Below are 19,559 nucleotides of genomic sequence, written 5' to 3'. Positions count from 1 at the left end.
GGCTTAGGCATACATCTCGTCTATGAGCGCTTTGTGTTTGTCCTCCACGAAACTGCGCTTGAGCTTCATGGTGGCAGTCAATTCATCGTCCTCCGCGGTCAGCAGCACATCGATGAGGCGGAAGGCCTTGATCTGTTCGACACGGGCGAATTCGTCATTGACATCGCTGACGACGCTGCCGATCAGCTCCTGCACCTCGGCCGTGGCGCAAAGCGAGGCAAAGTCGCCGAAGGGGACGCGCCTGTCCTGGGCGAACTTTTCGACATTTTCCTGGTCGATCATGATCAGGCAGGACAGGAACTTGCGCTTGTCGCCGATGATCACGGCGTCGGAAATATAGGGCGAGAACTTCAGTTTGTTCTCGATCTCCGCCGGCGTAATGTTCTTGCCGCCCGCAGTAATAATGATGTCCTTTAACCGGCCGGTGATGTTTACGTAGCCGGAGTTGTCGATGTGGCCCACGTCGCCGGTCTTCAGCCAGCCGTCGTCGGTCATCGTCTCGCGGGTCTTGTCGGGTTTTTTCCAGTAGCCCTCGAAGACGTTGCCGGCCTTGTATTGAATTTCCTCGCCTTCACCGATCCGCACCTGGCCGCCGGGAACAACCTGACCGACAGAGCCGATCTTGTTCTTGCCGAACATGTTCAGCGAGATGATGCCCGCGGTCTCGCTCATGCCGTAGCCTTCGAAGAGATCGATGCCGATCGCCTTGAACCAGCGCAACAGGTCCGGCGATATCGGCGCCGCGCCTGTCGTGCCGCGGCGCAGCCGGTCCATGCCGATCATCCGCCGTATGTTCTTCAGGACCAGCGCGTCCCAGATCCGGTAGCGCATCTCGAGCAGCCCCGGAACGGTTTTGTCGTCTTCCAGCAGCGCGGCCCGCGCCTGACCCGCCGCAACCGCCTGATTGAAGGCCCAGCGCCCGAACGGTGTCGCATCGCCGACCATGATCGAGATGCGCGAATAGATCTTCTCCCAGACCCTGGGGACCGCGGTAAACACGTGCGGACTGACTTCCTGCACGTTGTCGAAGACGGTCTCGGGACTTTCGGCGAAATTCACCGTAGATCTGGCGGCGATCGGGGAAAGCACCGAGATGAAGCGCTCAAGGATATGGCACAGCGGCAGGAAACAGACCTGCTCGTCCGTTTCGAATACCGGAAGCGTGTAGGCGCCGATGGACAGCGAGAACATAACGTTGCTGTGCGAGATCATCGCGCCCTTCGGCTGGCCGGTCGTTCCGGACGTGTAGACCAGGATGCAGATGTCTTCAGGCTTGGATTTGGCGATCTCCTGCTCAAAGAGCTCCGGGTGCTTTTTGGCGTGGACACGGCCAAGATCGTAGAGTTCCTCAATGAAGAGCACCTGATCGTCGTGATAGTCGTGCAGGCCTTCTCGGTCGAAGACAATGACTTTTGTAAGGCCGGGCATCTGGTCCCGTACGGTCAGGAACTTGTCCAGTTGTTCGTCGTTTTCGACAAACAGGAACCGGCTGTCGGAATCGTTGATGAGATAGGCCAGTTGGCTTGCGGAATCGGTGGTGTAGACGCCGGATGCGATGCCGCCGACACTCTGAATGGCGAGGTCGCAGTAGACCCATTCCTTGTTGTCCTCGGACAGGATCGAAACCACCTCGCCACGCTTAAGGCCAAGCGAAATCAGCCCGTGGGCGATGAGTTTGGCGTGTTCAAGAAAATCGTGCCACGAGTAGGAAAGCCAGATCCCGTAGTCCTTTTCGCGATGCGAGGTGCGCTCGCCGAGCTCCCTGCAGCGCTGCAGGAAGAGTTTCGGCAGCGTGTCGCAACCGTCGATGAAATAGGGACCTTTTTCCAGGTCGGTATTGACGTTCAGCCCGTTGATCTTTGTTTGCGGCGGAATGGATTCCATGCTGCCCATATGTATCCTCCCTTCGGCCTATCGCCAGGTCTTGCGCTGCTTCCAGCGTCTTTGCCCGCGCTGCGTTTCCTGTTGCGCACCCAGGTAAAACTCCTGGATGTCCTTTGATTGTTGCAGCTTTTTGGCCTCGCCGCTCATCACAATACGCCCAAGTTCAAGGACATAGCCATAGTGTGCGACTTCAAGGGCGACCTTGGCGTTCTGCTCGACGAGCATCATTGTCACGTTCTGCTCGTGATTGAGGCGGCGGATGATGGTGAAAATCTCGCGCACCAGCAGCGGGCTGAGGCCGAGGCTCGGTTCATCGAGCAGCATGATGCTGGGCTTGGTCATCAGGCCGCGTCCGATGGCGAGCATCTGCTGCTGTCCGCCCGACAATGTGCCGGCTTCTTGTGTGCGCCTTTCCTTGAGGATCGGAAAGTAATCGTACACAAGCTCCATATCCGCAGCGATCTGCGCGTGATCGGAGCGCGTGTATGCGCCCATCTTCAGGTTTTCCTCCACCGTCAGGATCGGGAAGATCTCCCGGCCTTCCGGAACGTGGACGACCCCCTTGTTGACGACCGCATCCGGCGCCGAACCCTGGATCTCGGATCCCTGCAGCACCACCGTGCCTTTCTCCGGGTCCATGACGCCGGAGATGGTCTTCAAGAGCGTCGTTTTGCCGGCGCCGTTGGCGCCCAGAACGGTGACGATCTGCCCTTCGTTGACCTCGAGGCTGACACCGCGAATGGCCATGATCGGTCCGTAGAAGCTCTCCAGGTTGTCGACCTTGAGGAGAGGGGCCTTGTTGTCCTGCTTCATGCCGCTTCTCCATCTTCGGACATATCGTCGGAACCGAGATAGGCCTCGATCACGGCCGGGTCGTTCTGAACCTCCTGCGGTGTTCCGATGGCCAGCATGCGGCCGTCGGCAAGCGCCATGACACGGTCGGAGACCGCACCGACAAGATGCATATCGTGCTCGACCATCAGCACCGTGATGCCCATGACCTTCTTGATATCCTCGATCCAGAACGCCACGTCCTGCGTCTCTTCCACCGACAATCCTGACGCCGGCTCATCCAGCAGGAGGAGTTTCGGTTTGATGGCAAGGGCACGCCCCATCTCCACAACCTTGCGCACGCCGTAGGGAAGGCCGGCTATCATCTTGTCGCGGTAGGCCTGCAGATCGAGGAAATCGATGACATGTTCGACCGCTTCTCTGTGCACCCGTTCCTCGTTACGCACGAATGGCGTGAAGACCATGTCCGCAAGGAAGTTCGAGCGCCTGTGCGTGTGCCGGCCGACAAGAAGGTTCTGCAGCACCGACGCCTGTTCAAAGAGTTCGATGTTCTGGAAGGTGCGGGCGATGCCCTGCGAGGGAATCTCGTGCGGCTCCCAGTTCAGGATGCTCTTGCCCTCGAATTTGATCTCCCCTTCGGCCGGCGTGTAGAAGCGCGAGATCATGTTGAAGATCGTGGATTTGCCGGCGCCGTTAGGCCCGACCAGCGCAAAGACCTCGCCTTCTTCCACGTTGAACGAGACGTCATTGACGGCGACCAGCCCCCCGAAACGGAGCGTGACGTTGGTTAGCTCGAGCAAACTCATCGCGTACGCTCCGTCTTGAGGTAGCTCTTTTGCCGCCTGAACATGTCCTTGCGGTAGAAGGGGAAGAGCTCGAAATAAGTCCTGATCTTCAGCCACCGGCCGTAAAGCCCCATCGGCTCGAACAGGATGAACCCGATCAGGATCGCACCGAAAATACCGCTTTCCAGACCCGGGATCGTGATCGATCCGGAGCCGGTCAGCGACCCGACCGCATCCCGGGTCACCGATATCAGCAACGGCAGCATGACAAACACGATGGAGCCGAAGAAGGCCCCGTGAATGGTGCCCAGCCCGCCGACGACGATGATCAGCAACAGCGTGATCGAGATGATCAGGTTGAAGGTCTCGTTGGTAAAGACGGTGGCGAAATGTCCCATCAGGGCACCGCCAAGCCCCGTGATGGTGCAGGATATCGCGAAGGCGACCATCTTGGTCCGCGCGACATTGACGCCCATCGCCTTGGCCGAGACTTCGGAGTCCCGGACCGCGGCAAACGCGCGGCCGGTGGGCGAGCGCAAGATGTTGCGATAGGCATAGACCACGACGAATGTGATCGCCAGGACCAGCCAATAGAGTTCGACCGGATTGCCGTATCGGTTGAACGTGTAGCCGAAGATCTGGATATCGGGCGCAAAGATACCGGCGATGCCGCCGGTGATCGGCTCGAGGATGATGATGATGTCTTCCGTGAGCACCGATATGGCAAGCGTCGCAATGGCAAGATAGATGCCGTGAAGTCGCGTTGTCGGCAGGGCCACAAGCGCGCCGGCCACACCCGCCGTCAGTCCCGAGAGCGGGAAGGACAAGAGGAACGGCATGTTGAAATTGATCTGGTAGATCACGTTGGAATAGGCGCCGACGGCCATGAACGCCGCGTGTCCAAGGCTGGCCTGGCCGGTCTGGCCGACGAGCATCATCAGCCCCATGCCGCAGATCGCCCAGATCAGGACAAGCGTTGCCTCGCCGATCAGGAAGTCGTTGACCAGGAACGGCAATAGGATCGCCACGGTAAAGAGCAGCAGATACCAGAACGCCTGGGCGTTGTGTTTGAACAGGCGGATGTCGGCGTCGTAGGAAGTCTTGAAGACAATGCGCATGACGGATCCCTACACCTTCTTCGTCTGAATCTGTGAAAGGATGCCGTGCGGCCGCACGATCAGCATGATGATGAGGATGAGATAGGGAAAGATCTGCGAATAACCGGCCGGCATGTACCGCGCCGCGAACGGCTCCACAAGACCGACGATCAGACCGCCCAGCAACGCACCCGGCAGGCTGCCGAACCCGCCGATGACGGCGGCGGCAAATGCCTTGATGCCGAGAAGCCCGGCCGTCGGATCGATCGATCCCTTGGAAGCAAACAGGATTCCCGCAATGGTGGCGACAATTCCCGAAAGCGCCCAGATCATCGAGTGAATCCGCTTGACCGGAATGCCCATGTAGTAGGCGGCAAGCTGGTTCTGCGAGGACGCCTGCATGGCAACGCCAAGCTTCGTGCGGGCAAAGAAGAAGTATAGAAGCAGCGTGAGCAGGACCGTGATGATGATGACCCATATCTCGTCCATGCCGAGCGCCAGCCCGCCGAAGCGTAATTCCACCCCGGCAATCGGCGATTCCAGGGATTGCGGTTCATGCCCCCAGATGGCCCCGGCAATGAAGCGGATCACAAACCCGAGCGCGATGGTCAGGATAACGACCGCCACCTGCGACTGACCGAACATCCTGCGCAGAACGATCAGGTCGAGCAGGTATCCCAGCATGCCCATAATGGCGATGGCCAGGCACACCGACAACCAGAACGGAAGGCCCAGATAATGCTCATTGGTGAACCCGAGGGTGATGAAGGCACCTAGCATCATGAAATCGCCCTGGGCGAAATTGACGGCTTCCGTTGCCTTGTAGATCAGAACAAAACCCAGCGCGATAAGGCCGTACACGCACCCGTTGGCCAGACCGCTGACAATCAATTGCAATATGTCCACTCAATGGCCCTCCCAAAGCCCGAGTTCTTGCTTCTTTATCGGCTTCGCCGAATATGCTGGTCCGTCCTTTCCTCCTCTAGGGGACAAGCATCACCTTTCCATTGGCGTTGCGCAATGCACCGGCAAGGTCGGACATGGCGTCCTTAAGCCGGATTGTTTCGGCCACTTCCGTTTGCCATTTGCCGGATACGAACCGTTCCTGAACCTCGCCGATAATCCGCATCTGCTCCTCCGGCGGCGTGCTCATGAACCAGCGGGTCAGCCAGAAGCCTTCGATGCGTTTTTCCATGAAGACGAACTGGCCCATTTCCCTGAATGCGGGCGGTTGCGGGTCGAGTTTGCCATAGACGATCCAGCGTGCGCGGTTGGGCATCGCCGCAAATATGTCGGCGGAAACCTGGTTGGCGACCGCATCGAGAAGCACGCGCGGTTTTTCCTGCTTGATCGTGGCCCGGGCGACCTCCTGAAAATCATCCGATGCGGTGCAAAGGACATGGCGGGCGCCAAGCTCCTCCAGGTGTGCTGCCTGCTCCTGCTTTCGCACGACCGCTATCGGCGCGATGCCTTCGTCCCGGCCGAGTGCCGTCATCAGCTTGCAAAGCTGGCTGTTGGCCGCGGTCATGATGAAACTGGACGTCTCTGACTTGCGGACGATGTCGAACATGGCCATTGCCGTCAGCGGATTGACCACATGTCCCGCCGCGTCTTCGTTCCGCATATCCTCGCGGACGGGAATGCAGACCTTTGCCGACGTAATCGCGTAGTCGGCCCAGGCTCCCGAGCCGGCCGGATCGACTGTGAATGCGACGCGCTTGCCGACGAGCGACTGCGCATACGCGCCGTTTCCGGCGACCACTTCGCCCACGCCCTCGAAACCCGCGGCCGCGCCCTTGACGCGCGGATGACCGTATTCCCCCTTGATGTAGTGCAAGTCGGAGGGGTTGATCGACGCCATGGCCATCTTGATCAGCACCTGACCGTCCGCCAGTTCCGGCAGCGCAATGGTCGCTGCATCCAGGTAAAGATCGAGGCTCTCGATGGACGGTCCCTCAGCCTTGCCGGAAAATCCGTCGTGCTTCTGCACGAGAGCGAAGGTTTCTGACGGTATGGCCAAATTCATGCTCCTTCGGGGACGAGTACGAGTTTTCCGGTGGCACCGCGGCCGAGCACGCGCTCCAGAACGGACGGCGCGTCGGCAAGCGGGTAACGGCCTTCGATGAAAGGCTTGACCTTTCCCTCAAGGTACCAGCCGATCAGTTCCTTCATGTTGTCCGCATAGACCGCGGGCTCATGTTGGGTGAACGAGCCCCAGAACACACCGACAAGGGAGAATTCCTTGACCAGCGTCAGATTGGCGGGCAGTTCCGGAATGCGCCCCGAGGCAAAGCCGATCACCAGGAGACGACCTTTGCGCGCCATGGCCCGGCAGGCGGCATCGAAGGCGTCGCCACCGACGGGGTCGAACAACACGTCCACGCCCTTACCGCCGGACAGCTTCTTCAGATCATCCTTCAGATTGTCGTAGCCGGTGACATCGTCAGCGCCGTTTTCCCGGGCAATTGCCTGCTTTTCTGGGGAAGATGCCACCGCAATGACCTTTGCCCCCATGGCCTTGGCGATCTGGATGGCTGCGATGCCGGTCGATCCGGCCGCGCCCAAAACAGCGACCGTTTCTCCCGGTTGCAAATTTGCACGCTGCTTCAGCGCGTGATGAGCCGTGCCGTAAGCACAAAGCAACGCACAGGCATCCGCTGTATCGATGGCCTCGGGGAGCGGGAACACCGCCGCCTGGGGCACAGCGGCGAGTTCCGCGTAGCCGCCAAGTTGCCCCAAGGCGGCAACCCGGTCTCCGGGTTTGAAATTCTCGACCGCCGATCCGACGGCCTCGACAGTGCCGGCCACCTCCATGCCCGGCACGAACGGGGTCGGCGGCTTAACCTGATAAAGTCCCTGAACAAGGAGTCCGTCCGGATAGTTGACGCCTATGGCCTGCGGGCGGATGAGAACCGTATGATCCTTGACCCGTGGGTCGTCGATATCCCTGTAGGCGAGCTTGTCGAGCGCGCCGAATTCTTCGCAGACGATTGCTTTCATGGTCACACGCGCTCCTGCGTGTACTTTTTCAGTTCGGTGCGGGCGACCTGCATGCGATGGACCGCGTCCGGGCCATCGGCAAGTCTCAATGTTCGCAAACCAGTCCAGGCGCGGGCGAGGGGCGTGTCCTGCGAGACGCCCTGACCGCCATGCATCTGAACGGCTTCGTCGGTGACCTTCAGCGCCACTTGCGGCGCAACGACCTTGATCTGGCTGATCCACGGCGCAGCAGCCCGCGCATCGCCCTTGTCCATCATCCAGGCCGCCTTCAGGCAAAGCAGGCGGGCCATTTCAATCTCCATCCGGCATTCGGCGATGATGTCGTAGTTCGCACCGAGTTTCGCGAGTGGCTTTCCGAATGCCTCGCGGCGGAGCGATCGCTGGCACATCAGTTCAAGTGCGCGCTCGGCCTGACCGATGGCCCGCATGCAGTGGTGGATGCGGCCCGGCCCAAGTCGCCCCTGGGCGATTTCGAAGCCGCGGCCTTCGCCCAGGATCATGTTCTCGACGGGAACCCGGACATCGGTGAACCGAATGTGCAGGTGCCCGTGCGGCGCGTCGTCGTGGCCATAGACCTGCATGGCGCGCAGTTTTTCGATGCCCGCCGTTTCGGCCGGCACCAGGATCATCGAATGGCGCTGGTGGCGCGCTGCGTCTTCGCCGCCGGTCTTGACCATGACGATATAGATCTTGCAGCGCGGATCGCCGGCACCGGAAGACCACCATTTCTCCCCGTTGAGAACATAGTGATCGCCGTCCCGTTCGCAGCGCATCGCGATATTGGTGGCATCCGACGAGGCGACATCGGGCTCCGTCATCAGGTAGGCGGAGCGGATCTCGCCGGCAAGGAGCGGGGTCAGCCACTCGCGCTTGTGCTCCTCGCTTCCATAACGCTCGAGCACCTCCATGTTGCCCGTGTCAGGAGCTGAGCAGTTGAACACCTCAGCGCCGATGCTGGCCTTGCCCATCTCCTCGGCGAGATAGGCGTATTCGACCGTCGAGAGGCCATAGCCCCGTTCGGAATCCGTCAGCCAGAAGTTCCATAGGCCGCGTTCCCTGGCCTTTGCTTTCAGGCCCTCGAGTATTTCCGTCTGCCGCGGCGTGTGGGACCACCGGTCGCCGACATCGACTTCCGCGAGGTACTCCTCCTCTACCGGTTGGATATCGTCACGCATCATGGTTCGGACTTCTTCGAGAAGCGGAGCGAGTTTGTCGGTAATACCCAGATTCATGTCAGACATCGGCAATTAGCTCCTCTTTCATTCCGAGGCCCCGCAGTGCGAACAAAGCGCATTGGCTCGCGATATTATCGATTGTTGATGCATCCTGGCCTTCGCGCTCGCGATACCAAAAAAGCGGTGAATTCAGCGACATAAACATTAATTGTAAGGCAATGCTTGAACTGTCGAACCGGGCAAGACCCTCGCTCTTGGCGGCCTCGAGCACTGTGCGGAAGATTTCCGCATAGTTGTCGCGCATCGCCTGGAGCTCGATCAGCACCTCACGCTGTTCGGGCGTGGTCGCGCCGCGTTGCAGAAGCTCGACGCCCTCCCACACGCAGCGCTGGAAATGCTGTGTGCGTATCATCGCGATGCAATGGGTTTTGGCCATGTCGCGAAGCTTGTCCGCCGTCGGCTGAGACGATTCGGCAATCGGCACCAGCACATCGAAATTCATCTGCATGCCGTGCCGGAAGACATCAAAGAACAGGTCGGCCTTTGACCGGTAGTGATGGTAGATGCGGCCCTTGGTGGCGCCGAGGCTTCGGGCGACGTCGTCGATGCTGGTGGCGGAATAACCGCGGTCCATGAAGCAATGGGCGGCGGCGTTGAGAATGTCCTCCTGGACGGGACGAACGGGATTTGCTGTCGCCGAGGCAGACATGTGCCGGTATTTCCTCCTCAGTGTGACCGCGTTGTGTTTTCTGCACCGGGCAAATATGCCGGCGGCTGACTTATCGGTCACACTGCAAAGAGGTACATACTACCGGGTATGTTGTCAACGTTTGGCTGGCGCAATGTTTGCGGCCGCAGCCGGATTGGCTCACGGTTCAAGCGTGTGCCGGAACCAGGCGACGGTTTCTCTCAGCCCGTCCTCGAGCTGCACTTTTGGCGTCCATTCGAGCTCCGAAGAGGCGATCGAGATATCGGGACAGCGCTGAATGGGATCGTCTTGAGGCAAGGGTTTGAACACGAGCTTGGACCGACTGCCGACAATCTGCAGGACCCGGTCCGCCAGTTCCAGCATCGAACATTCGTGAGGATTGCCGAAATTGACCGGACCTCTAAGCTCCCCGGGGCTGTCCATGAACGCGATCATCCCTTCGATCAGGTCGTCGACATAGCAGAAGCTGCGGGTCTGCTTGCCGTCCCCGTAGATCGTGATCGGGTCGCCACGGAGCGCCTGAACGATGAAATTGCTGATCACCCTTCCGTCATTCGGGTGCATGCGCGGACCGTAGGTGTTGAATATGCGCATGACCTTGATCTCAACATTGTTCTGCCGGTGATAGTCGAAGAACAGTGTTTCGGCACATCGCTTGCCCTCGTCGTAGCAACTGCGCGGCCCGATCGGATTGACCCGGCCCCAATAGTCCTCGCTCTGCGGATGAACATGAGGATCGCCATAAACTTCCGACGTCGACGCCTGCAGGATGCGCACGCCGAGCCTTTTGGCCAGGCCAAGCATGTTGATCGCGCCGATCACGCTGGTCTTGGTCGTTTGCACCGGATCGTACTGGTAGTGCACGGGTGAGGCCGGACACGCGAGATTGAAGATGCTGTCGACCTCGACATGGAGTGGCTGGATGACGTCGTGTCGCAACAGTTCGAAGTCGGTCCGCCCCAGCAGGTGCTTGATGTTACTGCGTTGCCCGGTGAAGAAATTGTCGACGCACAAAACGCTCTGCCCGCGCGAAAGCAGCGCATCGCAAAGGTTGGATCCGAGAAACCCTGAACCGCCCGTGACAAGAATCTCGCGCATAAAAGTATCTCATCCTGTTTTCGGTTTCGCGTTGGGCTGCGGTGCAAGATATACCGTTGGCGCTCAGCTAAGAGCTTTAATTTATCAATGCTTTCGCCACAACCCGAATATGCTATCGGCGCTTCGATGAACGAATTGGCTGGAGAAAAGCGAACTTATGCAGTAATGCGGTGACTCACCGAGTAGTCTGGAATTACGGGATGGGCTTGAAGCAACGCCTGAGAAATATTTCTGATCACGCGGCAGCCAGCATAAGATTTGTCGACTATCAGCTGAGGAACGGGCGTCGCGACGAGACGGCTTGCCGCTTCGTCGGCAGCTATGGCCTGATGAAATCCTGCGACTTCTGGCGCACGGACGGAAAACCGCCCGCCGCCGGTCAGCTGCCCAAGCTCGCTTGGGATCGCGACCGCCCGCCGGCGATATATGTCAAGACCGACCATTTGCCTGCATTCGCGGAAACGTCGCTGGAGCAGATCAGCGATTCCTTCATACTCGTTTCCGGCTGCAGCGACACCGAAATCGGGCCGCGCGGTGTCGATGCCGAGACGCAGCGACGGCTGCTGGAGCACCCGTGGCTTCAAAACTGGTTTGCACAGAACTGCAACACGGATCATCCGAAACTGCGAAGACTGCCGATCGGGCTTGATTACCACACGATTACATTTCGGGTCAGACACAAGCCATGGGGCCTGTTCTCAACGCCGGTCATGCAGGAAGCGGCTCTGGATCGCGCCAGGCAGGAAGGGCCGAGGCTCGATAAAAAGAGCGTCTCAGGCTACTGCAACTGGCACCATGTGCTCGACCGCGGTGACCGTCTGCGGTGCATGAACAGTGTGGAGCTCGATGTCCTGCGCCTCGAGCGGCTGAATATCAATCGCACGCTGAGCTGGCACAACAATGTCCGGCACCTGTTCACCCTCAGCCCGCTGGGCAACGGCTTCGATTGCCACCGCACCTGGGAGGCGATCTTGCTCGGCACAGTGCCGATCGTTCCCCGATCGGGCATAACTTCGCTGTTCACCGGGCTGCCGGTCTGCATTGTCGATGACTGGGCGGAAGTGACTGTCGATTACCTGGAGCGAAAGCGTGAATGGGCGCTCGACAGCGAGTTCGACTTTGCACCGCTTTACCTTGATTGGTGGAAGGCGACGATCCGCAATGAAGGCCCGCTGCCTGCAAGGAAGCAATCGTTTCAGGACTTTGTCGACACCGCCGATCAACCGCTGTCCCAACTCGGAACCAACCTTGCGAATGCCGCATAGATAAAGACGGGCGAACCGACCATGTACGATGCGATCAGGAACAAACGTGTCATTATCACCCATGCCGTTCGATATATGGGACCCGCATGCGTCGAGGCCTTTTCGAAGGAGGGGGCGCATGTGATCGCCAACGACGACGACCTGTCGACGGAAGCGGCGTGCCGTGAACTCATCGAAAGCGCCGGCACGGTTGATGTGCTGATCGTTAATCTTGCCGCGCCCAACCACTACGGAACGCTGGTCACGGACCTGAAAGACGATGACTGGCACGAGATGTTTGACCTTCTCGTTCATCCGCTCCATCGCCTGACGCAATTTGCGCTTCCGCAGATGATCGAGAGAAAGCGCGGCAAGATCATTGTCTTCGGCAGCGCTGTGCCGTTGCGTCCGATGGGCCTGCTATGCGCATACAGCGCCGCGCGCGGCGCGCAGATATCCTATGTAAAATCCGTTGGCGTGGAGGTCGCGCGCCACAATGTGCAGGTCAACCTGATCGCGCAGAACTGGGTCGAGAACCCGGCCTACTATCCGCCGGAAATGCAGGCGAACCCCAAGTTTCAGAAAAACTTGAGCGAGCAGGTTCCGCTCGGGCGACTGGCCAGGCCAGAGGAAGACACGGCACTTGCCCTGTTCCTGGCAAGCGATCAGAGCGATTTCTTCGTCGGCCAGGCAATTCCGTTTTCCGGCGGCTGGGCGAGTTAGCGCAGAATTGCTTTAATCGGCGACAACCGGTTCTGCCGGAGCGGGCTTGGCGCGGTCGCGGCCGATACTCAGATACGTAAACCCGTGGCGCGTCGGCTCCTTGCGCCGGTGGATGTTACGAAGGTCGATCATCAGCGGCTCCGCCATGGCGTCCCTTAGCCGGTCGAGTTCAAGCGCGCGCAGGACGTTCCATTCGGTCATGATTACGACGGCATGCGCACCGATGGCCGCCTCGTACGGATCGCTTGCCCAAATGACCTCCGGGTAAAGCTCGGCCGCCGACTCCATTGCCTTGGGATCGAAGGCCCGCACCTTGACGCCGTTCTTGATCAACAGCTCGACCACCGGCAGAGCCGGCGATTCGCGAATGTCATCCGTATCCGGCTTGAACGAGATGCCAAGCACCGCAACGGTTTTGCCGGCAGGGTCTCCGATCGTCTCGAGAACACGGTGTGCCATGTTCTCCTTCCGCGCCTCGTTCATCCGTATGGTGCTCTCCACGAGTTCTTGAGGAGCATCGACCTTTCGCGCAAACGCGGCCAGCGCGCGGGTATCCTTCGGAAAGCAGGATCCTCCGAATCCCGGGCCTGCGCGGAGAAACTTGTCGCCGATCCGGTCATCGAGACCAATGATCTCGGACACTTCGATAATGTTGCTGCCGTCGACCTTCTCGCAAAGATCTGCAATGCCGTTGATGAAGCTCACCTTCATGGCGAGAAAGGCGTTGGAGGCATATTTGCTGAGCTCGGCGCCGGAAAGCGACGCTACGGAGATCGGGGTGTCCTGCAGCTTCAACGGCCGGTAGAGCGCTTCGGCGACCTCGCGACCGCGTTCATCATGGATGCCGAGCACCACCCGGTCGGGGCGCATGAAATCCTGGATCGCCGAACCCTCGCGCAGGAATTCCGGATTGCTGACAACGGAAAAGTCGAGATCCGGGCGCAATTCCTCGATGCGCTCCTTGACCGTCTGGCACGTGCCCGGAACCACGGTGCATTTGACGATGACGACGGTGCCGTCGGTCAGATGCGAGGCGATGTCCTCGACGGCCGAGAATACATAAGTCAGGTCGATCTCATCGCCGTTGGCGGCAGACGGCGTGCCAACCGCCAGGAACACAACATCGGATTCGGGGACGCATTGGGCGACATCGCCCTGGAAATGCAGTCTCCCGGCTTCCGCATTGGTGCGGATCATCTGCTCCAGGCCGGGCTCGTAGATCGGACTGACATTGTTTTTCAAAAGAGCGATTTTCTCCGGCACGTTGTCCACGCACGTGACGTCGAATCCGAACTCGGACAGACATACGCCGGTTACAAGTCCAACGTAACCGGTTCCGATTATCGTTATGATCAATGCAGCCTCACTGGTCTAATTTTGGGATAAGTCGGCCCGTTCCACCGGTCGATGAATAGCAGCATTCCCATCGAAGTTTTGTGGCTGTATAAACATTTCGCGGAAAATTTCCATACCACATCGTACCGTTCCGAACACCCACCACGAAGAGAATGAGCACCTATGGCAGATCAGAATTCAGCTCCGATATTGGTTACCGGAGCGGCGGGATTTATTGGTTTCTACGTTGCCCGCATGTTGCTGGATGCCGGCCATCTCGTGGTCGGTGTCGACAATCTGAACTCCTACTACGATGTGAATTTGAAGAAAGCGCGGCTGGATCAGCTTGTCGGCCGCAACGGGTTTGCCTTTCACCGCGCGGACATTGCCGACCGGCAGGCGATTGCGCGGATTTTCGAGGACGTCAGGCCGTCGCATGTTGCCCATCTGGCTGCGCAACCCGGTGTCCGCTATTCGCTTGAAAACCCGCATGCTTACATTGAAAGCAACATCGCGGGTTTCATGAACATTCTCGAGGGTTGCCGCGCCTGCGGCGTCGCGCATCTGGCCTATGCCAGTTCCAGTTCGGTCTATGGAAACAGCCCCGACGTGCCCTACAGCACCGATCAGAATGTGGACCACCCGATCAGCCTTTACGCAGCCACGAAAAAGTCCAACGAGTTGATGGCGCATGTCTACAGCCATCTTTGGAATATTCCGACCACAGGTCTGCGCTTTTTCACCGTCTATGGGCCCTGGGGCCGCCCGGATATGGCTGCCTATCTTTTCACGCGCGCCATTCGCGAGGGCAAACCCATCAAGATTTTCAACAACGGCGATTTGCGCCGTGATTTCACTTACATCGACGACATTGCGACGGGCGTGGTCAAAGTCCTGTTGTCACCGCCCGGCGAGGATGGCGAGCAGGCAGCGGACCGGGACCGCGGTGTGGCGCCGCTCTACCGGCTCTACAATATCGGCAACAGCGAACCCGTCGACCTGATGAAGATGATCGAGACGCTTGAAAAGGTCGCCGGTCAGAAAGCCGTCAAGGAGTATTTGCCGATGCAGCCCGGCGATGTGCATGAGACATTCGCCGACACGTCCGCCCTTGAACGTGATTTCGGCTTCAAGGTCTACACGCCTCTGGAGGAGGGGCTTGCCGCGTTTGTCGACTGGTATGACGGATATCACGCCGCAAAATAGAGGAGCCGGTTTGGCCGGGTTGCCTGATCTGTATTTCCTGCGGCACGGGCAGACCGACTGGAACCTGCAAGGCCGGTTCCAGGGCGCAAGCGACATTCCGCTCAACGAGACCGGACTTGCCCAGGCGCAGGCCGTCTCCCTCAAGCTGGCAAGATACGCAGCGGAAAAGGGTCAGGATCCGCAGCAATTCGCACTGCTGAGTTCGCCGCTGCTTCGCGCCCGCCAGACCGCGGCGACCGTTGCGCGTCAATTGCACATCGGCGAAGCCGGTTTGGAATTCGTCCCGGTCCTGCGCGAGGTTTCCTACGGCGTCTGGGAAGGCATGACCTCCCTTGAGGTCAAGGAGCGTTATCCGGAGGAACGAAGGACCCGCAAGACGGACCGATGGCGCTTTTGTCCCGAAGGCGGCGAGAGCCACGCATCGCGGATACCCGAACTCGAGGCCTTCCTGGCTGATCAAAAGGCACCGGCCGTTGTGGTTTCTCACACGGGTGTCATAAGAGTCTGCCTGTATCTGCTGGGATGTCTTGACCGCGATTCCGCGCTTGCTGAGCCGATTTCGCAAGATAAGATTTATGTCTTTTCAAAAGGATCATTGGCACTGGTGTAAAAATGCTGCAAATATGACCGAAACAAAGGCGGCGCAACGGAAGAAAAACAAATCCTGCCGCCGACCGATAGGGGAACAATTGTTGAATGAATAAGAGTGCTTCCGATTTGCTGCGCGTTGAGAACCTGCGGGTGGCAATCGGTTCGAGAGAAAACCGGGTCGATGTAGTAAAAGGCGTCAGTTTTCGCATTCCGAAGGGGAGGACCGTTGCGCTTGTCGGGGAATCGGGCTCGGGCAAGTCCATTATCGCCCAGACGATCATGGGTATCCTTCCCGACATCGCGGAAGTGACCGGAGGATCGATCAATTTCTACGATCCGCTGAATGGCGACGAGCCGGTCGACATCGTCCAGCTTCCCCGGGACGGCCGACAGATGCGCCAGTTGCGGGGAGGGCGCATATCGATCATTTTTCAGGAGCCGATGACCTCGCTGTCGCCGGTACACACCGTCGGCAATCAGATCGACGAGGCGCTCTATCTGCACCGTGACGTCAGCAAGAAGGAATGCCGCGACCTGACCGAGCAGATGCTCGCCCTTGTCGGTTTTCCGAACCCGTCGCGCGCCTATAACATGTACTCGATGGAATTGTCCGGCGGGTTGCGTCAGCGTGCGATGATCGCCATGGCTCTGGTGTGCAATCCGGCGCTGCTGATCGCCGACGAGCCGACGACGGCGCTCGACGTGACAGTCCAGGCGCAGGTTCTGGCGGTCCTCAAGGATGTGCAGCAGAAACTCGGCATGTCCCTGCTCCTGATTACCCATGATCTTGGGGTCGTGGCCAACATGGCCGACGAGATACTCGTGCTTTACCACGGCACCCTGATGGAAGCCGGCACGTTGGAAGACATCTTCCACAAGCCGGAACATCCCTATCTGAAGGCGCTTCTGGCCGCGGTCCCGCGGCTGGAGATGGAGCCCGGCGAGAAACTCGTCGCGTTGCGCGAGGTGACGCAACCGCTTCCCGAATCCTTCAAGGAACGTGCGGCCAAGAGAAAGCATGCGCCGGATGACCTGATCTTGCGGATCAACAACCTGTCGAAGAGCTTTGAGTCGAAGAAGGGCAGCCGCCTCGTCAGCTCCGAGGCGGACCGGGTCATCGCCGTCGACAATGTCAGTTTTTCGGTGCGCTACGGCGAGTGTTTCGGCCTCGTCGGCGAGAGCGGCTGCGGCAAGACCTCGCTCAGCAAAATGATCATGCGGGCGATCACGCCGTCCAGCGGCTCGATCTACTTCAACGAGGGAACGAGGGACGTTGATCTGGCATCCGTGAGAGCGCATGAGCTTTTCGACATCCGGCGCCGGATCCAGATGGTGTTCCAGGACCCGTTTTCGTCGCTCAGCCCGCGATCGACGGTCATGAATATCCTGTCCGAGCCGTTGGAGATCCACCGTCAGGGCAACCGCCAGTGGCGCATGGAACGGGCCCGCGAACTGATGAGCATGGTCGGCCTTTCGCCGACCTTTCTGAACCGCTATCCGCACAGTTTCTCCGGCGGTCAGCGCCAGCGCATCGGCATTGCCAGGGCGCTGGCTCTCGATCCCGATCTCCTGATCTGCGATGAGCCGGTTTCAGCGCTCGACGTATCGGTCCAGGCCCAGATCCTCAACCTGCTGATGCGGCTCCAGCACGAGCTGAACCTCACCTCTATTTTCATTTCCCACAACCTCGCGGTTGTGAACTATGTGGCTGATCGCGTTGCGGTAATGCGGCGCGGCCGCATCGTGGAGATCGCGCCCGGGCAGGTGTTGTTCCGGGACCCGGTACACCCTTATACTCGCAACCTCTTGCAGTCCATTCCGACGACGGATCTAGCCTGCCCGCTGGCGCTGGGAAACACCGACATACTGTCGAGCAGCGCCCAGGAAAACTGGGATGAGCAGTTCATCCCCGAAGGGCCGGGCGCCGAAATGGAAATGATGGAAGTCGGCAAGGAACACTACGTCCTTGTCCGGCCGAACTGCGATACAACAAGGCTGGTAGCATGATGTTCAAGCATTTCACATTCGCAGCGGCATTGATTGCCCTGATCCAGATGGCAGCACTGACCGCGGTTCACGCCGACACGATGCTGAAGGAACCGCCGTCTCTCGAAGCCGAGGTAAAATCCGGCGCTCTGCCGCCTATGAAGGAGCGGCTTCCCGATAATCCACTGGTGGTGGATTTCGCCTCCAGCGGAAAGAGCATCGGCCGTTATTGCTGCTCCCTGGAAATGCTGATGGGCAAGGCCAAGGACATCCGCATGATGACCGTTTACGGCTATGCGCGTCTGATCGGCTTCAACGACAAGTTCGAGCTCAGGCCCGATATCCTCGAGAGCTTCGAAGTCGAAGAGGGGCGCATATTCACCCTGCAGATCCGCAAGGGCCACAAATGGTCCGACGGTCATCCATTTACATCCGAGGACTTCCGTTACTACTGGGAGGACGTCGCGAACAACGAGGAGCTGTCGCGTTCGGGCCTTCCCCAGGTTCTTTTGTCCAACGGCAAGCCGCCGAAGTTCGAGGTGATCGACGAGCATACGGTCCGCTACACATGGGAGGACCCCAATCCGGCATTCCCGCTGGGCCTCGCCTATCCGTTGGCAACCTATATCTACAAGCCCGCGCATTACATGAAGCAGTTCCACGTGAACTACCGGGACCGCGAGGAACTGGAAAAGCAGGCCACGGACCTCGGATACCGCAACTGGTCGGCGATGCACACGGCGCTCGGCCGGCAGTACCGGCCCGAAAATCCTGAAACGCCGACCCTGCAGCCTTGGCACAACACGACGGAAGGTCCGTCGAAACGGGTGGTCTTCAAGCGCAACCCCTACTACCATCGCGTCGACCCGAACGGCCAGCAGCTTCCTTACATTGACGAAATGATTTTGCTGATGGGCTCGACCGATATCGTCCCCGCCAAGACCGGCGCGGGCGAAAGCGACCTTCAGGCAAGGTATCTGCGTTTCGACAACTTCACCTTCCTCAAGGAAGGCGAGGAAAAACAGGGCTACCGCGTGTTGCCGTGGCGTGCCGGGATTGCCTCCCAGATTTCGATATATCCGAACCTGAACGTCAAGGACCCGGTCTGGCGCGACCTGTTCCAGAACCGCGAGTTTCGCAGGGCACTGTCCATCGGCATCAATCGCAGTGAGCTGAATGAACAGCTGTATTTCGGTCTTGGGAAGGTCGGCGGCGACACGGTCCTGGAACAGTCCCCACTGTACAAGGAGAGCCTGGCACACAACTGGACCCAGCACGATCCCGATCTCGCCAACAGCATGCTCGACAAGATCGGCCTGGCCAAGCGAAACGATCAGGGAACCCGTCTGCTTCCGGACGGCAGGCCCATGGAAATCATCATCGAGAGCGCCGGGGAAAGCACCGAACAGACCGATGCACTGGAACTGATCCGGTATCACTGGGAACAGCTCGGCATCCGTTCCTTCAGCCGCTCACTGCAGCGCGACATCCACCGCCGCCGCTTCCTGACGGGCGAAACGATGATGACGATTTCGAAAGGTCTCAATATCGGCCTGGCGACACCCGACCTCAATCCCGAGGAACTGGCACCGGTTTCGCCGGCACAGCCGAACTGGCCGGTTTGGGGCCAGTACACACAGACGGGAGGAAAGGCAGGCGAGCCGCCGACGCTTCCGTCAGCCAAGCGGCTGCTCGAACTCTACGAGATGTGGCGTGCCTCGACCAATTTCGCCCAGCGTGAATCGATCTGGTCGGAGATGCTTGAGATCTACTCCGAGGAAGTCTTCTCCATCGGGACAACGCGCGAGGTTATCCAGCCTGTTGTCGTCAACGACAAGCTCCAGAACGTGCCGCAGGAGGGCGTCTGGGCCTGGTCGCCGTCCTCGTTTTTCGGAATTTACCGTCCAGAGACATTCTGGTTCGAGGAATAAGTC

Annotated in this window: 17 protein-coding genes; 6 read left to right on the top strand and 11 right to left on the bottom strand. The window is 59.2% G+C overall.

The features are described from left to right. Positions 1-3: 3 nt before the first annotated feature. From E4M07_RS06305 to E4M07_RS06260, 10 genes are all read right to left on the bottom strand, one after another. The gene (locus tag E4M07_RS06305) at positions 4-1,893 is read right to left on the bottom strand and encodes a long-chain fatty acid--CoA ligase (RefSeq protein WP_246660370.1); all 1,890 of its coding nucleotides are present in this window, start codon (positions 1,891-1,893) and stop codon (positions 4-6) included. Positions 1,894-1,911: 18 nt separating this feature from the next. Next, positions 1,912-2,697 (bottom strand): ABC transporter ATP-binding protein, encoded by a 786-nt coding sequence (locus tag E4M07_RS06300; protein WP_136657402.1) that lies wholly within the window; start codon positions 2,695-2,697, stop codon positions 1,912-1,914. Next, positions 2,694-3,482 (bottom strand): ABC transporter ATP-binding protein, encoded by a 789-nt coding sequence (locus E4M07_RS06295; RefSeq protein ID WP_136657401.1) that lies wholly within the window; start codon positions 3,480-3,482, stop codon positions 2,694-2,696. The genes E4M07_RS06300 and E4M07_RS06295 overlap by 4 nt, the downstream gene beginning before the upstream one ends. Continuing rightward, the gene (locus tag E4M07_RS06290; RefSeq protein WP_136657400.1) at positions 3,479-4,579 is read right to left on the bottom strand and encodes a branched-chain amino acid ABC transporter permease; all 1,101 of its coding nucleotides are present in this window, start codon (positions 4,577-4,579) and stop codon (positions 3,479-3,481) included. Before E4M07_RS06290 ends, E4M07_RS06295 begins: the two co-directional genes overlap by 4 nt. 9 nt (positions 4,580-4,588) lie before the next feature. Next, on the bottom strand, positions 4,589-5,464 hold the full coding sequence (locus E4M07_RS06285) for a branched-chain amino acid ABC transporter permease (protein WP_136657399.1): 876 nt from the start codon (positions 5,462-5,464) through the stop codon (positions 4,589-4,591). Positions 5,465-5,540: 76 nt separating this feature from the next. Continuing rightward, complete coding sequence (locus tag E4M07_RS06280) at positions 5,541-6,578, bottom strand: zinc-binding dehydrogenase (RefSeq protein WP_136657398.1); 1,038 nt, start codon at positions 6,576-6,578, stop codon at positions 5,541-5,543. A 2-nt stretch (positions 6,579-6,580) separates the two neighbouring features. Further along, positions 6,581-7,558 carry an NADPH:quinone oxidoreductase family protein gene (locus E4M07_RS06275; protein ID WP_136657518.1) on the bottom strand — a complete coding sequence of 326 codons (978 nt, stop codon included), beginning with the start codon at positions 7,556-7,558 and terminating at the stop codon, positions 6,581-6,583. Positions 7,559-7,560: 2 nt separating this feature from the next. Next, the gene (locus E4M07_RS06270) at positions 7,561-8,799 is read right to left on the bottom strand and encodes an acyl-CoA dehydrogenase family protein (RefSeq protein ID WP_136657397.1); all 1,239 of its coding nucleotides are present in this window, start codon (positions 8,797-8,799) and stop codon (positions 7,561-7,563) included. Further along, positions 8,792-9,442, bottom strand: a complete 651-nt coding sequence (locus tag E4M07_RS06265) for a TetR/AcrR family transcriptional regulator (protein WP_136657396.1) — start codon at positions 9,440-9,442, stop codon at positions 8,792-8,794. Before E4M07_RS06265 ends, E4M07_RS06270 begins: the two co-directional genes overlap by 8 nt. A 159-nt stretch (positions 9,443-9,601) precedes the next feature. Further along, positions 9,602-10,540 carry a UDP-glucuronic acid decarboxylase family protein gene (locus tag E4M07_RS06260; RefSeq protein WP_136657395.1) on the bottom strand — a complete coding sequence of 313 codons (939 nt, stop codon included), beginning with the start codon at positions 10,538-10,540 and terminating at the stop codon, positions 9,602-9,604. Between the two features lie 200 nt (positions 10,541-10,740). Between E4M07_RS06260 and E4M07_RS06255 the strand changes: the two genes are divergently transcribed. Both E4M07_RS06255 and E4M07_RS06250 read left to right on the top strand, forming a co-directional pair. Continuing rightward, positions 10,741-11,805: a hypothetical protein gene (locus tag E4M07_RS06255; protein ID WP_136657394.1), complete on the top strand. Its 1,065-nt coding sequence runs from the start codon at positions 10,741-10,743 to the stop codon at positions 11,803-11,805. 21 nt (positions 11,806-11,826) lie between these two features. Further along, a complete protein-coding gene (locus E4M07_RS06250; RefSeq protein WP_136657393.1) occupies positions 11,827-12,507 on the top strand; it encodes an SDR family oxidoreductase in 681 nt (226 codons plus the stop codon). Between the two features lie 12 nt (positions 12,508-12,519). On the opposite strand, the gene E4M07_RS06245 is transcribed toward E4M07_RS06250, so the two are convergent. Beyond that, a complete protein-coding gene (locus tag E4M07_RS06245; protein ID WP_136657392.1) occupies positions 12,520-13,863 on the bottom strand; it encodes a UDP-glucose/GDP-mannose dehydrogenase family protein in 1,344 nt (447 codons plus the stop codon). A gap of 162 nt (positions 13,864-14,025) precedes the next feature. Between E4M07_RS06245 and E4M07_RS06240 the strand changes: the two genes are divergently transcribed. The 4 genes from E4M07_RS06240 (at position 14,026) to E4M07_RS06225 (ending at position 19,556) form a co-directional block, all read left to right on the top strand. Continuing rightward, on the top strand, positions 14,026-15,048 hold the full coding sequence (locus E4M07_RS06240; protein ID WP_136657391.1) for an NAD-dependent epimerase: 1,023 nt from the start codon (positions 14,026-14,028) through the stop codon (positions 15,046-15,048). A gap of 19 nt (positions 15,049-15,067) precedes the next feature. Beyond that, positions 15,068-15,658, top strand: coding sequence for a histidine phosphatase family protein (locus E4M07_RS06235; RefSeq protein ID WP_169054106.1), 591 nt, complete (start codon positions 15,068-15,070; stop codon positions 15,656-15,658). An 86-nt stretch (positions 15,659-15,744) separates the two neighbouring features. Further along, positions 15,745-17,646 carry an ABC transporter ATP-binding protein gene (locus E4M07_RS06230; RefSeq protein WP_136657389.1) on the top strand — a complete coding sequence of 634 codons (1,902 nt, stop codon included), beginning with the start codon at positions 15,745-15,747 and terminating at the stop codon, positions 17,644-17,646. Then, positions 17,643-19,556, top strand: coding sequence for an ABC transporter substrate-binding protein (locus E4M07_RS06225; RefSeq protein ID WP_206057179.1), 1,914 nt, complete (start codon positions 17,643-17,645; stop codon positions 19,554-19,556). Before E4M07_RS06230 ends, E4M07_RS06225 begins: the two co-directional genes overlap by 4 nt. Positions 19,557-19,559: the final 3 nt, after the last annotated feature.

The organism is Nitratireductor sp. XY-223 (genome assembly GCF_004959855.1).
GTDB lineage: Bacteria > Pseudomonadota > Alphaproteobacteria > Rhizobiales > Rhizobiaceae > Hoeflea_A.
This window is presented reverse-complemented; position numbering and strand designations above follow the sequence as displayed.